Source organism: Kitasatospora dryopteridis (assembly GCF_050749075.1).
GTDB lineage: Bacteria > Actinomycetota > Actinomycetes > Streptomycetales > Streptomycetaceae > Kitasatospora.
This window is the reverse complement of the sequence record NZ_CP192749.1, coordinates 6,379,892-6,394,411: the sequence shown is the minus strand read 5'-3', so window position 1 is coordinate 6,394,411 and position 14,520 is coordinate 6,379,892. Positions and strand designations below refer to the sequence as shown.

Here is a 14,520-nt window from a genome sequence, read left to right as displayed (position 1 = left end):
CCCCGGCTACCCCTGTCGTAAGGAGCACCCACCCATGCAGGACATCGCCGCGCAGCTCAACGCCTGGCACGCGTCCGGGCGCTCCTTCGCCGTGGCCACCGTCGTCGGCGTCTCCGGCAGCGCCCCGCGCGACCCCGGCGCCGCCCTCGCCGTCGACGAGACCGGCGAGGCGATCGGCTCGGTCTCCGGCGGCTGCGTCGAGAGCGCCGTCTACGACCTCTGCCAGGAGGCGATCCGCACCGGCGAGCCCGTCATCGAGCGCTTCGGCTACAGCGACGAGGACGCCTTCGCCGTCGGCCTGACCTGCGGCGGCATCCTCGACGTCTTCGTCCAGCCGGTGGTGCCCGGCACCGACCCGGCCATCGACGCCGGCATCGCGTACGTCGCCTCCGGCACCCCCGTGGCGCTCGCCCGGATCGTCTCCGGCCCCGACGCCCTGCTCGGCGCCGCCGTGGCCGTCACCGCCGACACCCACCACGGCAGCCTCTCCCCCGCCGCCTCCGCCACCCCCGGGCCCACCACGCTGTCCCTGGAGCGGTCGATCGTCGCCGAGGCCCGCGCCATGCTCGACGCCGGCCGCACCGGCACCGTCGTCCTCGCCCTCGACGGCCGCCCCTGCGACCCCACCGACCAGGGCACCGTCACCGTCTTCGTCGAGGCCTACGTCCCCGCCCCCCGCATGATCGTCTTCGGCGCCATCGACTTCGCCGCCGCCGTCGTCCGCATCGGCAAGTTCCTCGGCTACCACGTCACCGTCTGCGACGCCCGCCCCGTCTTCGCCACCCCCCGCCGCTTCCCCGACGCCGACGAGGTCGTCGTCGACTGGCCGCACCGCTACCTCGACTCCCAGCTCGACCGCATCGACGGCCGCACCGTGCTCTGCGTGCTCACCCACGACGCCAAGTTCGACATCCCGCTGCTGGAGCGCGCTCTGCGCCTGCCCGTCGGCTACGTCGGCGCGATGGGCTCGCGCCGCACCCACCGCGACCGCAACACCCGGCTGCGCGAGGTGGGCCTCACCGACGCCGAGATCGCCCGCCTCCGCTCCCCGATCGGCCTCGACCTCGGCGCCCGCACCCCCGAGGAGACCGCCGTCTCCGTCGCCGCCGAAATCGTCGCCCACCGCCGCGGCGGCAGCTGCCTGCCCCTCTCCGCCGGCGACGGCCCCATCCACCACGACCTGGCGGCCGCCGCACCGGAGGCGGAGGAGCCGCAGCCGCACGCCGCCTGACCCCCCGTGTTCCAGGTACGGGGCGCCCGCCCCGGCGCGACGCTGGAGCTGAGGACCGGTCCCCGACCCTACGAGGTCCGGTCGTCTCCGCACCGAAGGGACCACGGCCATGCGCATGCTGCTGCAGGCGTCGATCGACACCGAGATCTCCAACCGGATGATCACCGACGGGAAGATGCCCGAGGTGCTGGAGCAGCTGCTCGGCCTGCTGAAGCCCGAGGCCTCGTACTTCTACGCGCTGCACGGCCGCCGCGGGTTCACCATGGTCGTGGACCTCCCCGACGAGGCCTCCCTGATCACCATGATCGAACCGCTCTGGGTCCAGCTCGGCGCCGACATCGAGGTCGTCCCCTGCGTCAACGCCGACGAACTCCGCACCGGCCTCGGCCGCCTCGCCGCCCAGGGCTGAACCGACCGGCCGCGGCCCTCAGTCGGCCTCGCCGGCCGGCACCACCCACCGTGTCGGCTGTCCGGTGACCTGCGCGATCATGTCGTAGTCGCCGTCGTAGTGCAGCACGGTAACGCCGTGGCGCTCGGCCGTCGCGGCGATCACCAGGTCGGCCGTCGACACCGCCCGCCAGTTGCCCGCGCCGACCAGCAGCACCTGGACGTCCAGTGCCCGGTCCCAGACCTCGTCGGTGGTCGGCAGCCAGTCGAAGCCGCGCATCTCGTCGCGGATGCGCTCGGCCTCGGCCCTGGACCGGGCGCTGCGCAGAACCTCCACCTCGACCGCACCGCAGACGGCCAGCAGACCGGCGCTGTGAAGCGGCGCAACCGCCCTGCGGACGGCCTGCTTGGGGAATCGGGCGAGCACCGAGGTGTCGATCAGAAAGCGTTCCGTCATGCCGCCCGGTGCCCCGCACCGTCCCCCACCGGACCGGTGAGGTCCGGCAGGCCGCCTTCGGCGAGCCAATTCAGGAACGATTCCCGCTTCCGGCGCTTGATCGCGTCGGCGAGCGCGGCGTTCACGGTGGCGACCTTCGTGGTGGTGCCGAAGATCTCCGCGGCCTCGGCGAGCAGCTCGTCGTCCACGTCTATCACCGTGCGCGTCATGGCAACCTCCCGAGGACCGTGATATCAGATTCCATGCTATCCGATATCACGGCCCGGAGGCGTCAGCCGATGTCGAGGCGGGCGAGGCGGCGCAGCAGGGCGGGGCTGAGGCGGCCGAGGAGGCGGGCGGCCTTGGCCTCGAAGGTGACCGGGACGACCGGCTTGCCGGTGCGGACGGCGCGGAGGATCTCGGCGGCGACCTTCTCGGGCGGGAACCCGCGGCGGGCGTAGGCCTTGGTGGCCTTGGCCTGCTTGGCGGCCTGCTGCTCGGGGTCGGTGCCGGAGAAGGTGGTGGTGCTGGTGATGTTGGTGGCCACGATGTCGGGACAGATCGCGGAGACGCCGATCCGGTGCGGGGCGAGTTCGGCCCGCAGGCAGTCGGAGAGCATCAGCACCCCGGCCTTGCTGGTGGCGTACGCGGCCAGCGACTTCGCCGGCAGGTAGGCGGCGGCGGAGGCCAGGTTGACGATGTGTCCGCCCCTGCCGCGGGCGACCATCAGGTTGCCGAAGGCCCGGCAGCCGTGGATGACGCCCCAGAGGTTGACGTCCAGGACGCGCTGCCACTCCTTCTCGGTGGTCTGCAGGAAGGTCCCGGCGTGGCCGATGCCGGCGTTGTTGACCACCACGTCGGGCACGCCGTGGGCGGCGGCGACCTGCTGGGCGAAGGCGTCCACCGCGGCGCCGTCGGAGACGTCCACCCGGTAGGCGTGGGCGCGCTGGCCGACCAGTCCGCAGAGTTCGGCGGTGCGTTCGGCGGCGGCGAGGTCGAGGTCGCAGACCACGACGCGGTCGCCCTGTTCGGCGAAGGCGAGGGCGGTGGCCCGGCCGATGCCGCTGCCGCCACCGGTGACGACCGCGAGCCGGCCGCCGTCGGGCGGGCCCTGGACGTGGCCGGCGGCGACCCGGGCGACGTGTTCGCGGACGAGGTGGGCCACGGTGGCGCCCTTCTCCAGCAGGGCCGACCAGTGGCCGGCGTCCAGGGTGCGGCGGGTGAGGTGGGGCACCCAGCGCTCCAGGCCCTCGGAGAGGAAGGTGGAGACGTACCTGTCCCGTTCCAGGGTGATCAGCTGGACCGGCACCTCGGTCGGCCGCTCGCGCGGACTGCGCAGCACCGGGCGGAAGTTGGCCCGGTACAGCTCGATGCCGCGGACGGCGTCGCGGTGCAGGGTGGGCTGCGGGTGGCCGGCCCGCGGGGTGACGGCCTCCATCCGGTGCAGCACCGTCGGCCACGCGCGGGCCAGGAACAGCCGCCAGACGGCCGGCGCCAGGTACGGCAGCTGGAAGGCGGTGATGTACCAGGAGTGCACGCCCTGGACGAGGAGTTGACGCAGGTGCCGCGGGGTGGGACGGCGCATCCGGTGCCTGATCCAGTGGCCGATGTGGTCCAGCGAGGGCCCGGAGACGGTGGTGTAGGAGGCGATCCGCCGGTGCGCGCCGGGCTCGGTGACGGCCTCCCAGGACTGGATGGAGCCCCAGTCGTGCGCGACCACGTGCACCGGCTCGTCCGGGCTGACCGCGTCGGCGACCGCGAACAGGTCGGCGCCGAGGTGCGCCAGCCGGTAGCCGTCGCGTGCCGCGGGCACGCCCGAACCGCCGGCGCCGCGCACGTCGTAGCGGACCACGTGGTGGTCGGCGGCCAGCTCGGCGGCGACGTCGTCCCAGACCGCATGGGTGTCCGGGTAGCCGTGCACCAGCAGGACGGTGGGGCGGGCCGGGTCGCCCTGCTCGTACACGGCCAGCGGCAGCCCGCCGGAGTGGACGGTGCGGCGGCGGATGGTCATGCGGCCTCCTCCTGGAGCGTCCAGCGCCGCACGTGCGGCAGGTCGTCGTCGAGCCAGTACGCGTCGTCCTCCGTGACGACGAGCAGTTCCTCGAACTTGATGCCCACGTCCCGGAAGCCGATGTGCGGCTCGACCGCCCACAGACCCGGGGTGGGGGCGTGCCGGGAGGACCGGCCGTCCGCCCAGAGCGGGGAGCGGCCGTGCAGCCGCTCGCCGATCAGCTCCCGGCCGAGCGTCTGGAGTGTACGCACGCCGAAGCCGAAGAGGGTGACACCGGCCGGGCCGCGGGCGGTGGTCCTGGTCACCCGGTGGCCGATCACCCGGCCCGGGTAGACGCGGTGCCGGTTGTCGTAGCCGTGCACGGCGAGCTGGGCGTCGACGGCCGCGTACACCTCGTTCAGCGGCTTGCGGGCCTTCACCTCGGCGAGGATCAGCTCCCGGTAGACCTTCAGGTCGGCGGCGAGGCGGTCCCAGACCGGGTTCTCGCCGACCTTGCCGCCGTAGCCGATGTCGGCGGTGTAGCCGTCCACCACGGGCGCGCAGTCCAGCACGTACGGCATGCCCTCCTCGAGGCGCCGGCCGCCGGCGAAGAACTGCAGCGGGGTGTGGAAGTGCCGGAAGGCGGTGCGGTCGCCGAACCAGGCGAACGGCACGTGGAAGTAGTCCTGCACCCCGGCCTGCTCCAGGCAGCGGCGCAGCTTCGCGGTGGCCTGGCGCTCGGTGACGCCGGGTTCGATCCAGGCTGCGACCTGTTCGGCGCAGTGGTAGGCGAGCTGCTGGGTCTCGCGGAAGCGGGCCAGGTCGTGCTCGTCGTACGGGAAGGTCACGGCTCTCCTCGGCGGTTCAGAGGTCCAGGACGAGGGTCTCGCCCCCGGCGGCGCGGGAGACGCAGGGCAGCAGGGCGCCGTCGGCCCGCTCCGCGGGGGTGAGCCGGCGGTCGCGGTGTTCGGGCGTGCCGTCGAGCACCCGCACCCGGCAGGTGCCGCAGAAGCCCTGCTTGCAGGAGTACGGGAGGTCGGGGCGCAGCTCGCGGGCGACGTCCAGCGCGGACCGGTCGGCGGGGACGGCCAGTTCGGGGCCGTCTGCGCCGAGCCGCACGGTGAACGGGTGCCCGCCGGTGACCGGCGCGGCACCGAAGCGCTCGAAGTGCAGGGCCGCGGCGGGCGAAACGTCCAGGGCCTGCTGCACGGCGGCGAGCATCGGGGCGGGGCCGCAGCAGTAGACGGCGGCGCCGCGCGGGGCGCGGGCGAGCAGGTCGGCGGCGTCCGGCGGGCCGTCGCGGTCGTCGGTGCGGATCTCCACCCGGGCCGGGTCGAGGGCGCGCAGCTCCTCGGTGAACGGCAGCGCGTCCGCCGTGCGGCCGGCGTGCACCAGACGCCAGTCCAGACCCAGGGCGCGCGCCTGACGGGCCATCGGCAGCAGCGGGGTGATGCCGATGCCGCCCGCCAGGAGGAGCACGGCGGGTTCGGCGCAGAAGGCGAAGCCGTTGCGGGGGCGGCGGGCGGTGAGGACGTCGCCGACCCGCACCTCGTCGTGGAGTTCGACGGACCCGCCGCCGCCGTCGGCGATCCGGCGCACCGCGATCAGGTAGCGGTGGCGGTCCGCCGGGTCCCCGCAGAGCGAGTAGTGCCGGCGACGGCCGGACGGCAGCGTCAGCTGGAGCCGGGCACCGGGCTGCCAGGCGGGCAGCGGGCCGCCCGAGGGCTCGGCCAGGTGGAGGGCGGCGACGCCGTCGGCGACGGTGCGGTGGCCGGTGACCGCCAGCCGCAGCGGCGGGATCGGGGCCGGGGCCGGTCTGCGGGGGCTGCGGCGCAGCCCGGGGCTGCCCAGAGCGGGGCTGTAGCGGTCGCCGAAGGCGGTGAGCCACCGCATGAACCGGTCGTCCCGGGGACGGCCGTAGAGGTCGGGAGGCGGAGTGGCGAGATCCATCGAGAGCGGCTCCGGGACGGGTCGGACGGTGGGGGGGTGTCAACAGGGCGCGGGGGTCACCCGTAGGGGGGCGGAGAACTGCGCAATTCGGATGCGGGTCGCTGCACAGATCTGGGGGTGGCCGTGTTTTGTACGGATGCCCACTCCCTGGTTGCGCAGTTCTCCCCCAGCCTTCGGCCGGGAGGTGCCCCCACGCGCCCCTATGGGTGACCCCGTGCCCTGGGTGAGCAGCGCTTCAGCGGGTGGCGGCGGCGCGGGCGGCCGGGGAGGTTGCCAGGTAGCTCAGGGCCTGGCTGGAGGAGCCCTCGTGGGTGGGGTGGTAGCCGGGCTTGAAGTAGCGGACGGCGGAGCGGGCCATCGCCCGCGGGTCGGGCAGCAGTCCGCGGCGGGCCTGGATCTGTGCGTCGCGCCAGGTGGGCCGGATGCGGCCCTGCAGTTCGGGGTCTGCGGCGAGCAGGAACCGGACGCCGCGGACCCACAGGTGCACCAGCAGCGGCCCGGAGACCAGCATGCCGCGGACCCGCCGCAGGTAGCCGGGGTCGAGGTGGACGAGCAGGTCGTAGGCGACGCTGCGGTGCTCGACCTCTTCGGCGCCGTGCCAGCGCAGCAGGTCGAGCATGGTGGGGTCGGCCTGGGCGCGGTCCAGGCCCGGGGAGTTGAGCGCCCAGTTGCCGAGGAAGGCGGTGAAGTGCTCGATGGCGGCGACGAAGGCGACCCGTTCGATGACGTTCTCGCGGCGCCGGCGGCCCGTCAGGCCGGGCTTGTCGCCGAGGACGCGGCGGAAGAGCCAGTCGACCTGGCGGACGTACGGGCGCGGGTCGAGGCCCTGGCCGAGGAGGTGGTCGAGGACTTCCTGGTGGGCCTCGGCGTGGATGGCCTCCTGGCCGATGAAGCCGAGCACCTCCTCGCGGAGCTGCTCGTCGGTGATCATCGGCAGGGCGTCGGAGAAGACCCGGACGAACCAGCGCTCGCCCTCGGGGAGCAGCAGGTGGAGCACATTGACGGTGTGGGTGGCGAACGGCTCGTCGGGAATCCAGTGCAGCGGCAGGCTGGACCAGTCGAACTGCACGTCGCGCGGTTCCAGGACGAGGCTGTCGTGGACGCGCGGGGGCGGGGTGGGACGGGGCATGGGGGGAGCCTCCTGGCCTGCAGTGGCGGCTTCGACCCTGGCAACGTACTCGGGGGTAGCAGGCCCGGCAAGGGCCTTATCGACATTGAGTCTAATAAGTTTTCGCCCGATACCCCCACACTGGCCTGGACCTGTTGGGGCCTGAGCCGAAGGGCCAGCCGGTGCCCGCAGCCCCGACGACGGTTGGTGGTGGGCCGCAGCGGGGGTGGTCGGCGGCGTGGACACCGTCTCCGACCTCTCCCACCCCGAACTCGGCGTCACCGTCCGGTACACCGCCGCCGACGGCTCGGACCACACGCTCCGCTTCGTCCGGATGTTCCCGGTCTGCGACCTCCCGCGGCGCGGGCAGCGCGCCACCGTCCGCCGCCACCCGGACGACCCGACGGACGCCCTCGCCGAACTCGACACCGACCCGGCCCGACCGGAGGCGGAGGCCCGCCTGACGCAGTTGGGCCAGCCCATGAGGGGCGCGGGGAACTGCGCGAGGCGGAAGGTGCGGCGCCGTACCTTCCGATTCGCGCGGTTCCCCGCCCCCCGATGGGCTGCCCGACTGCTCCTGTGGACCCGCCCTACACCGCCATAGCCAGCATCAGCGGGGCCGCGCGGCGGGCGAGGAGTTCGGCGGCGGCGCGGAGGCGGTGGGTCTCGGCGGCGGGGAGGGAGGTGGCCAGGCAGCCGACGGTGGAGCCTGCGGTCACCGGGACTGCGGCGCAGACGGTGCCCAGTGCGTACTCCTGGATGTCGAGCACCGGAACGGTGGCCGGCTGCTGCTCCAGCCGGTGCATCAGCTGCTCGGGGTCGGTGATGGTGCGGGAGGTGAGCCGGGCCACCGGGTGGCGGGCGAGGTGGTCGCGGCGGCCGTCGTGGTCCAGCTGGCTGAGCAGGCACTTGCCGATGGCGCTGGCGTGGGCGGTGGCCCGGAAGTCCACCCATTCCTGGACGGCGGGTGCCTGGTCGGTGGCGGAGACGGCCTCCACGGAGAGTTCGCCGTCGTGGTAGCGGCTGAAGTAGACGGCGGCGCCGAGTTCGTCGCGCAGGTCGGCGAGTTTGCGGTGCAGCCGGGCGCGGACGAGCTGTTCGCGGTTGTGCTGGCCGAGCAGGGTGAGGGCTCCGCCGAGCACCCAGACGCCGTCCTCGAAGAGCAGGTAGCCCTCCCATTCGAGGGTCTCGGCGAGTTCCCGGACGGCGGCCGTCTGGAGGCCGAGTTCGCGGGCGAGCCGGGCGGTGTCGATGCCGTGCGGGTGCCGGTCGACGGCCTCGAGCAGCCGCAGCGCGCGGTGCAGCGGCCCGTAAGGGTTCGGGTGGCCGTGGGCGGGCCCGCTCCGGCGGCCCCGACTCGGTGCCGACATGGGCGTCCCCTTCCGCTCGCACGTGCGCGCGGCGCACGGCCGCGCACCTCAAGCGTAGCTGCGCCGACGGCCCGTGTGAGGGCTCTCCGCCGGATGCGGTGAAAGGATCGTGAGCATTCGTCAGGTTCTGCTGATGCCGATGGGCCCCTCCCCCACTGCCCTGGGGGGAGGGGCCCGGTCTCACGGGGCCGGTCAGGCGTCGTCGCGGGCGCGGAGCTTCTTGACGGCGGCCTCCAGGCGGCTGCCGTACTCCTCGTCGGCGGCGTGGAAGTGGGCGAGGTTCTTCTCCACGATGTCCTCGCGGCCGACCTGGGGCGGTCCTTCTCGCCGTCGGACATCAGCCGGTAGAGCTCGCCGGCCTGGAAGAAGTCGTCGTCCTTGGTGTGGGCGGGGGTGGTGTAGGTGCCGGTGTGGCCCTCCACCCGGACGGGGGCGGCGAGGGCGGCGTCGGTCTGCACCGGGCCGTCGAAAGAGTTGGGCTCGTAGTTCTTGGCGCGGCCGGCCTTGAGGGGCCGGTCAGGCGTCGTCGCGGGCGCGGAGCTTCTTGACGGCGGCCTCCAGGCGGCTGCCGTACTCCTCGTCGGCGGCGTGGAAGTGGGCGAGGTTCTTCTCCACGATGTCCTCGCGGCCGACCTGGGCGAGGAAGCCGGCCAGGTTGGCGATCAGGCGGTCCTTCTCGCCGTCGGACATCAGCCGGTAGAGCTCGCCGGCCTGGAAGAAGTCGTCGTCCTTGGTGTGGGCGGGGGTGGTGTAGGTGCCGGTGTGGCCCTCCACCCGGACGGGGGCGGCGAGGGCGGCGTCGGTCTGCACCGGGCCGTCGAAAGAGTTGGGCTCGTAGTTCTTGGCGCGGCCGGCCTTGTTGAGGGCGCCCAGGCCGTCGCGGCCGTAGTTGTCGGCCTCGGTGGCGCGCGGGGCGTTCACCGGCAGCTGGGTGTGGTTGACGCCGAGGCGGTAGCGCTGGGCGTCGGCGTAGGCGAACAGCCGGCCCTGGAGCATCTTGTCCGGGGAGGGGCCGATGCCGGGCACGAAGTTGTTCGGCGAGAAGGCGGCCTGCTCGACCTCGGCGAAGACGTTCTCCGGGTTCTTGTTGAGCACCAGCCGGCCGACCTTGACCAGCGGGTAGTCGGCGTGCGGCCACACCTTGGTGAGGTCGAAGGGGTTGAAGCGGTAGGTCGCCGCCTCGGCCACCGGCATCAGCTGGACGTACAGCGTCCAGGACGGGAACACCCCGCGCTCGATGGCCTGGTGGAGGTCGCGCTGGTGGCTGTCGGCGTCGCCGCCGACCACCTCGGCGGCCTGCGAGCCGTCCAGCGAGCGGATGCCCTGGTTGGTCTTGAAGTGGTACTTCACCCAGTAGGCGTCGCCCTGCTCGTTGACCCACTGGTAGGTGTGCGAGCCGTAGCCGTTCATGTGCCGGTAGGAGGCCGGGATGCCGCGGTCGCCGAACAGCCAGGTGATCTGGTGGGTGGCCTCGGGGGCGTGCGCCCAGAAGTCCCAGACGTTGTCGGCCTCGGTGATGCCGGTGTACGGGTCGCGCTTCTGCGAGTGGATGAAGTCGGGGAACTTGATCGGGTCCTTGATGAAGAACACCGGGGTGTTGTTGCCGACCAGGTCGTAGTTGCCCTCGGCGGTGTAGAACTTCAGCGCGAAGCCGCGCGGGTCACGCACCGCGTCGGAGGCGCCCAGGTTGCCGGCCACCGTGGAGAAGCGCAGGAAGACCTCGGTGCGCTTGTTGACGGCCGAGAGGAAGTCCGCCCTGGTGTACTGCGAGACCTCGTCGGTGACCTCGAAGTAGCCGTACGCACCGGAACCACGGGCGTGCACCACGCGCTCCGGGATGCGCTCGCGGTTGAACCGGGCGAGCTTCTCCAGCAGCTGCTGGTCCTGGATCAGCAGCGGGCCGTACTCGCCGGCCGAGGCGGAGTTCTGGTTGTCGGCGACGGGCGCGCCGGACTCGGTGGTCAGGGTCTTCGGCATGAGGGTCCTTCAGTAGCAGCGGTGCAGTGCGGGGAGGTCGGTGATCAGACGCCGAGAAGGCGCCAGACGGCGGCGGCGCGGCGCACGGTGTGCTCGCCGTCGGGGCCGTCGGCGGGCCGGAGGGCGGCCACGGCGGCACCGGCCGCGGCGGCGTCGCCCAGCGGCCGGGCGGCGGTCAGGCCGGCGGCCTCGTCGGCGGTCAGGCCGGCCGCGGTCAGCGCGGCCTCGGCCTCGGCGGCGGGCAGCGCGTCGAACCAGCGCAGCGCGAGGGCGGCGCGGCCCTCCTCGGTGAGGCGGCCGGTGAGCCGGAGCCGGGCGAGGCCGCCGTCGGGGTAGACGTTGATCGTCACGTGGGTGACGGGGCGTCCGGTGTCGAGCCGGAAGCGGTGCCGGGTGTCGGGCTGCAGCCGGGTGCGGGGCAGCAGCGGGAACCAGCCGGCCGGGTCGTCGGCGGGGTCGCCGCCGGCGGAGGCGTCGTAGCCGACCAGGTCGGCCCAGCCGGGGGCGTTGGCCACGAAGTGGGTGGTGTCCACCTCGGCGGCCAGGACCTCGCCGCCCCCGGCCAGGGCGATCCGGACCCAGTCGTTGGCCTTGTCGCGCCGACGCCGGGTCTCCCAGCCCTCGCCCATGACGGTGGCGCGGCCGGGAGCGTTCAGGTTGTGCGGGGAGGAGAAGTAGCGGTCCGAGGCGGCCTCGGCGACGCCGCCGTACTCCTGGGCGGCGAGGTCGAAGGTGAGGCCGTCGAGCTCGCGCGGGTCGGGCAGCACCTCGCCGTACACCCGCAGCCGGGCGACGCCGCCGTCCGGCCAGATGTTGAGCCGCACATGGGTGTACCGGGTGGCGTCCTCGACCGCGAACTCGTGCACGGTGTTGCCCTGCAGGGGCGTGCGGGGCACCAGGTCGACCCATTCGGCGGCCTCGACCTCGGCGGGCGAGGGGTGGCCGGGTACGGAGGCGCCCTGCACGGAGGCGCTCTCCGGGTAGTTGCCGGTGAAGTGCGCGGTGTCCACGACGACGCCGCGGACCACGCCGGCCGCGCCGAGCCGGACGACCGCCCAGTCGTGGTCCTCGTCGGTGGGGTGCGGCTGGTCGCCGGAGGCGCCGCGGCGGCGGCGGGACTCCCAGCCGTCCATGATCTGGCCCTTGTGGCCGAAGGTGTGCGGACGGAACTCGGCGGGCTCGGCGACCAGCAGGTTCTCCGCGTCGGCGAAGGTGTCCTCGTTGGTGGCGACGACACCGGCGCCCAGCCGGCGGGAGGCCAGGTCGACCAGCTCGGTGAAGGGCGCGGCCGCGGTCTTCTCGGTGCTCAACTCGACTCTCCTCGAGGGCGGGTGATCTGCCGTCCGAACGGCTCTCCGGCGGTGTCGACCACCCGGCCGCGGAGCCAGGTGGTGCGCACGGCGCCGCTGAGGGTGCGTCCGGCGTACGGGGTGACGGGGTTGCGGTGGTGCAACTGCTCGGCGCGCACGGCGAAGTCGGCGTCCGGGTCGAAGGCGACCAGGTCGGCGTCGTACCCGGCGGCGATGGCGCCCTTGGTGCCGGTCAGGCCGACCAGGGCGGCCGGGCCGGACGACATCCAGCGGACGACGTCGGCGAGGGTGTGGCCGCGGCGGCGGGCCTCCGTCCAGACGGCCGGCAGGCCGAGCTGGAGGGAGGCGATGCCGCCCCAGGCCGCGGCGAAGTCGCCGCTGCCGCCGTACCGCTGGAGGAGCTTCAGGTCGGGCGTGGACGGCGAGTGGTCGGACACCACGGCGGCGAACTCGCCGGCCGCCAGCGCCGCCCACAGGGCGTCCCGGTTGGACTCGGAGCGGATCGGCGGGCAGCACTTGAAGGCGGTGTCGCCGTCCGGCACCTCCTCCGCGGTGAGGGTGAGGTAGTGCGGGCAGGTCTCGGCGGTCACCTGTACGCCGTCCTCGCGGGCCTGCCGCAGCAGCGGCAGCACGGCGGCCGAGGAGACGTGCAGGATGTGCACCCGGGCACCGGTGCGGCGGGCGGTGTCCAGCAGCCGGGCCACCGCGGCGGCCTCGGCGTCGTCCGGCCGGGAGGCCAGGAAGTCGCGGTAGTGCACGCCGGGCTGCTGCGGGGCCGCGTCCAGCACCGCCGGGTCCTCGGCGTGGATGATGGCGAGCGCGCCCAGCCTGGCCTGTTCGGCGAGCGCCGACTCCAGGTCCTCCCGGGTGGCCAGGTGCGGGAACTCGTCCACCCCGGACGGGGCGAGGAAGCTCTTGAAACCGAAGACGCCGGCCTCGTGCAGGGCGGCCAGGTCGCCGGTGTTGCCGGGGACGGCGCCGCCCCAGAAGCCCAGGTCGACCCAGGCCTGGCCCTCCGCGGTCTTCCGCTTGGCCTCCAGCCCGGCGGGCGTGGTGGTCGGCGGGACGGAGTTGAGCGGCATGTCGACGATCGTGGTGACCCCGCCTGCCGCGGCCGCGCGGGTCGCCGTGGCGAAGCCCTCCCACTCGGTGCGGCCGGGCTCGTTGACGTGCACGTGGGTGTCGACCAGGCCGGGCAGCAGGGCGGTGTCGCCGAGGTCGGTCAGGTGGCGGTCCCCGGCGAGCAGCGAGCCGTGGGCGGCGACCTCGGCGATCCGCCCGCCTTGGACGAGCACGTCGGCGGGGCGCTCCCCGTCCGGCAGGACGACCCGGCGGGAGCGGATCACCGCCGCGTTCGACGGGGTGTCGCTGAGGGGCATCGGGACCTCCGAAACGAGCGTACGAGTGGGGTGTGCCGAAGGCGCGCGCGGCGGTCGGGGGGCGACAGGGACCGGTCGGCTGCGAGTTCTCGGAGCCTAGGCCCGCCTTCAACAAAACGTCTATGTAGGAAGCTACGAGGGCACCGGCCGTCAGCCGGCCAGCAGTTGGGCGGCCAACTGCTCGCCCGCGGTCTCCGCGAGCTCGCCCGCCCTGGCCATGCTGTCGCCCGGCCGCTCGGCCAGGTCGGTCAGCGCGACGGCCGCGGCGAAGCCGGCCGCCCGCCACTCGGGCTCGGAGAGTTCGAGCCGTCCGGCCACGGCGGCCACCCGAACCCCCGCCCGGGTGGCCGCCGCGGCGACGCCGGCAGGGGCCTTGCCGTGGAGCGTCTGCGCGTCCAGGCATCCCTCACCGGTGACGACGAGGCGCGCCCCACGCACAGCCTCGTCGAAGCCCAGGAGATCGAGGAGGAGCTCGATCCCGGGCCGCATGGTGGCGCCCAGCAGGGCCAGGGCGGCAAAGCCGACCCCGCCCGCCGCCCCGGCGCCGGGGGCGTCCCGGACGTCCCGCCCGGCCACGGTGCGGACGGCGTCCGCCCACCGGGTCAGGCCTTCCTCCAGGACCACCAGGTCCTCGCCGGACGCGCCCTTCTGCGGGCCGTACACGGCGGTGGCGCCGCGCGGCCCGAGCAGCGGGTTGTCGACGTCGCAGGCGACCACGACCTCCACCCCGGCCAGCAGGTCGGCCAGCGGGCCGAGGTCGATCCGGGCGAGCCGGCGCAGGGCCGCTCCGCCGGGCGCCAGCTCGGCACCGTCCGCGTCGGTCAGGCTCACCCCGAGCGCCTGGACCATGCCGGCCCCGCCGTCGGTGCAGGCGCTGCCGCCCAGGCCGAGCACGATCCGCCTGCTGCCGAGCGCGACCGCCCGGGCGATCAGCTGGCCCACCCCGTAGGAGCCGGCCGCCAGCGGGGCGGTGCGCCCGCCGGGGAGCCGGGCCAGGCCGGAGGCCTGCGCCAGCTCGACCACGGCGGTGTCGCCGCGGACGGCGATCGCCGCGTCCACCGGCAGGCCGGTCGGGCCGGCCACCTTGACCGCGACCCGCTCGAAGCCGGCCGCCAGGGCGGCCGCCAGGGTGCCCTCGCCGCCGTCGGCGACCGGGAGTTCGCGCACTTCGGTGCCGGGGGCGGCGCGGCGGACGCCGGCCGCGATCCGGGCGGCGACCTCGGCGCCCTCCAGGGAACCCTTGAACTTGTCGGGGGCGACGACCACATGGCCCCGGGCGGGGGTGGCGGGCATGGTGGTGGCCTTTCTTCGGGAACGTCTCTGTACTGGCACTACCCAGGGGGTGAGGGGATCAGCGCGACCGGCCGTCACCCGACAGTCCC

At 74.2% G+C, this 14,520-nt stretch carries 14 protein-coding genes and 1 pseudogene; 3 read left to right on the top strand and 12 right to left on the bottom strand.

The features are described 5' to 3' along the window. Window positions 1–34 precede the first annotated feature (34 nt). Window positions 35–1,231: an XdhC family protein gene (locus ACQ614_RS28820; RefSeq protein WP_431681738.1), complete on the top strand. Its 1,197-nt coding sequence runs from the start codon at window positions 35–37 to the stop codon at window positions 1,229–1,231. A 109-nt stretch (window positions 1,232–1,340) separates the two neighbouring features. After that, window positions 1,341–1,640, top strand: coding sequence for a hypothetical protein (locus ACQ614_RS28815; RefSeq protein ID WP_431681737.1), 300 nt, complete (start codon window positions 1,341–1,343; stop codon window positions 1,638–1,640). Window positions 1,641–1,658: 18 nt separating this feature from the next. Here the strand turns inward: ACQ614_RS28815 and ACQ614_RS28810 are convergent, their stop codons facing one another. The 6 genes from ACQ614_RS28810 to ACQ614_RS28785 all read right to left on the bottom strand — a co-directional run bounded on the left by ACQ614_RS28810 (window position 1,659) and on the right by ACQ614_RS28785 (window position 7,123). Beyond that, the gene (locus ACQ614_RS28810; RefSeq protein WP_431681736.1) at window positions 1,659–2,075 is read right to left on the bottom strand and encodes a PIN domain nuclease; all 417 of its coding nucleotides are present in this window, start codon (window positions 2,073–2,075) and stop codon (window positions 1,659–1,661) included. After that, entirely contained in the window at window positions 2,072–2,284 is a 213-nt protein-coding gene (locus tag ACQ614_RS28805; RefSeq protein ID WP_431681735.1) for a type II toxin-antitoxin system VapB family antitoxin, read from the bottom strand. The genes ACQ614_RS28810 and ACQ614_RS28805 overlap by 4 nt, the downstream gene beginning before the upstream one ends. Before the next feature lie 62 nt (window positions 2,285–2,346). After that, window positions 2,347–4,065, bottom strand: a complete 1,719-nt coding sequence (locus ACQ614_RS28800; RefSeq protein ID WP_431681734.1) for an SDR family oxidoreductase — start codon at window positions 4,063–4,065, stop codon at window positions 2,347–2,349. Continuing rightward, the gene (locus ACQ614_RS28795; protein WP_431681733.1) at window positions 4,062–4,892 is read right to left on the bottom strand and encodes a M24 family metallopeptidase; all 831 of its coding nucleotides are present in this window, start codon (window positions 4,890–4,892) and stop codon (window positions 4,062–4,064) included. The genes ACQ614_RS28800 and ACQ614_RS28795 overlap by 4 nt, the downstream gene beginning before the upstream one ends. Window positions 4,893–4,908: 16 nt before the next feature. After that, entirely contained in the window at window positions 4,909–5,994 is a 1,086-nt protein-coding gene (locus ACQ614_RS28790) for a PDR/VanB family oxidoreductase (RefSeq protein ID WP_431681731.1), read from the bottom strand. Window positions 5,995–6,229: 235 nt separating this feature from the next. Then, on the bottom strand, window positions 6,230–7,123 hold the full coding sequence (locus ACQ614_RS28785) for a metal-dependent hydrolase (protein WP_431681730.1): 894 nt from the start codon (window positions 7,121–7,123) through the stop codon (window positions 6,230–6,232). Window positions 7,124–7,340: 217 nt separating this feature from the next. On the opposite strand from ACQ614_RS28785, the gene ACQ614_RS28780 reads away from it, so the two are divergent. Next, complete coding sequence (locus ACQ614_RS28780; RefSeq protein WP_431681729.1) at window positions 7,341–7,706, top strand: hypothetical protein; 366 nt, start codon at window positions 7,341–7,343, stop codon at window positions 7,704–7,706. Here ACQ614_RS28780 and ACQ614_RS28775 read toward each other — a convergent pair. The 6 genes and pseudogenes from ACQ614_RS28775 to ACQ614_RS28750 all read right to left on the bottom strand — a co-directional run bounded on the left by ACQ614_RS28775 (window position 7,693) and on the right by ACQ614_RS28750 (window position 14,431). Continuing rightward, window positions 7,693–8,472 carry an IclR family transcriptional regulator gene (locus ACQ614_RS28775; protein ID WP_363488928.1) on the bottom strand — a complete coding sequence of 260 codons (780 nt, stop codon included), beginning with the start codon at window positions 8,470–8,472 and terminating at the stop codon, window positions 7,693–7,695. The two genes, ACQ614_RS28780 and ACQ614_RS28775, sit on opposite strands and share 14 nt — an antisense overlap. Before the next feature lie 192 nt (window positions 8,473–8,664). Then, window positions 8,665–8,966: pseudogene (locus ACQ614_RS28770) on the bottom strand (catalase); the annotation flags it as partial. Between the two features lie 22 nt (window positions 8,967–8,988). Next, window positions 8,989–10,449 (bottom strand): catalase, encoded by a 1,461-nt coding sequence (locus ACQ614_RS28765; RefSeq protein WP_431681728.1) that lies wholly within the window; start codon window positions 10,447–10,449, stop codon window positions 8,989–8,991. 44 nt (window positions 10,450–10,493) lie between these two features. Then, on the bottom strand, window positions 10,494–11,759 hold the full coding sequence (gene alc / locus ACQ614_RS28760; RefSeq protein WP_431681727.1) for an allantoicase: 1,266 nt from the start codon (window positions 11,757–11,759) through the stop codon (window positions 10,494–10,496). After that, window positions 11,756–13,138 carry an allantoinase AllB gene (gene allB, locus ACQ614_RS28755; protein ID WP_431681725.1) on the bottom strand — a complete coding sequence of 461 codons (1,383 nt, stop codon included), beginning with the start codon at window positions 13,136–13,138 and terminating at the stop codon, window positions 11,756–11,758. The genes alc and allB overlap by 4 nt, the downstream gene beginning before the upstream one ends. Window positions 13,139–13,288: 150 nt before the next feature. Further along, window positions 13,289–14,431, bottom strand: a complete 1,143-nt coding sequence (locus ACQ614_RS28750; RefSeq protein WP_431681724.1) for a glycerate kinase — start codon at window positions 14,429–14,431, stop codon at window positions 13,289–13,291. Between the last annotated feature and the right edge of the window lie 89 nt (window positions 14,432–14,520).

Bases quoted from the DNA above. Each gene is read 5' to 3' on its own strand.
- ACQ614_RS28810 (WP_431681736.1), bottom strand. From the start codon at position 2,075: ATGACGGAACGCTTTCTGATCGACACCTCGGTGCTCGCCCGATTCCCC.
- ACQ614_RS28750 (WP_431681724.1), bottom strand. From the start codon at position 14,431: ATGCCCGCCACCCCCGCCCGGGGCCATGTGGTCGTCGCCCCCGACAAG.
- ACQ614_RS28775 (WP_363488928.1), bottom strand. From the start codon at position 8,472: ATGTCGGCACCGAGTCGGGGCCGCCGGAGCGGGCCCGCCCACGGCCAC.
- ACQ614_RS28785 (WP_431681730.1), bottom strand. From the start codon at position 7,123: ATGCCCCGTCCCACCCCGCCCCCGCGCGTCCACGACAGCCTCGTCCTG.
- allB (WP_431681725.1), bottom strand. From the start codon at position 13,138: ATGCCCCTCAGCGACACCCCGTCGAACGCGGCGGTGATCCGCTCCCGC.
- ACQ614_RS28815 (WP_431681737.1), top strand. From the start codon at position 1,341: ATGCGCATGCTGCTGCAGGCGTCGATCGACACCGAGATCTCCAACCGG.
- ACQ614_RS28800 (WP_431681734.1), bottom strand. From the start codon at position 4,065: ATGACCATCCGCCGCCGCACCGTCCACTCCGGCGGGCTGCCGCTGGCC.
- ACQ614_RS28765 (WP_431681728.1), bottom strand. From the start codon at position 10,449: ATGCCGAAGACCCTGACCACCGAGTCCGGCGCGCCCGTCGCCGACAAC.
- ACQ614_RS28820 (WP_431681738.1), top strand. From the start codon at position 35: ATGCAGGACATCGCCGCGCAGCTCAACGCCTGGCACGCGTCCGGGCGC.
- ACQ614_RS28790 (WP_431681731.1), bottom strand. From the start codon at position 5,994: ATGGATCTCGCCACTCCGCCTCCCGACCTCTACGGCCGTCCCCGGGAC.
- ACQ614_RS28805 (WP_431681735.1), bottom strand. From the start codon at position 2,284: ATGACGCGCACGGTGATAGACGTGGACGACGAGCTGCTCGCCGAGGCC.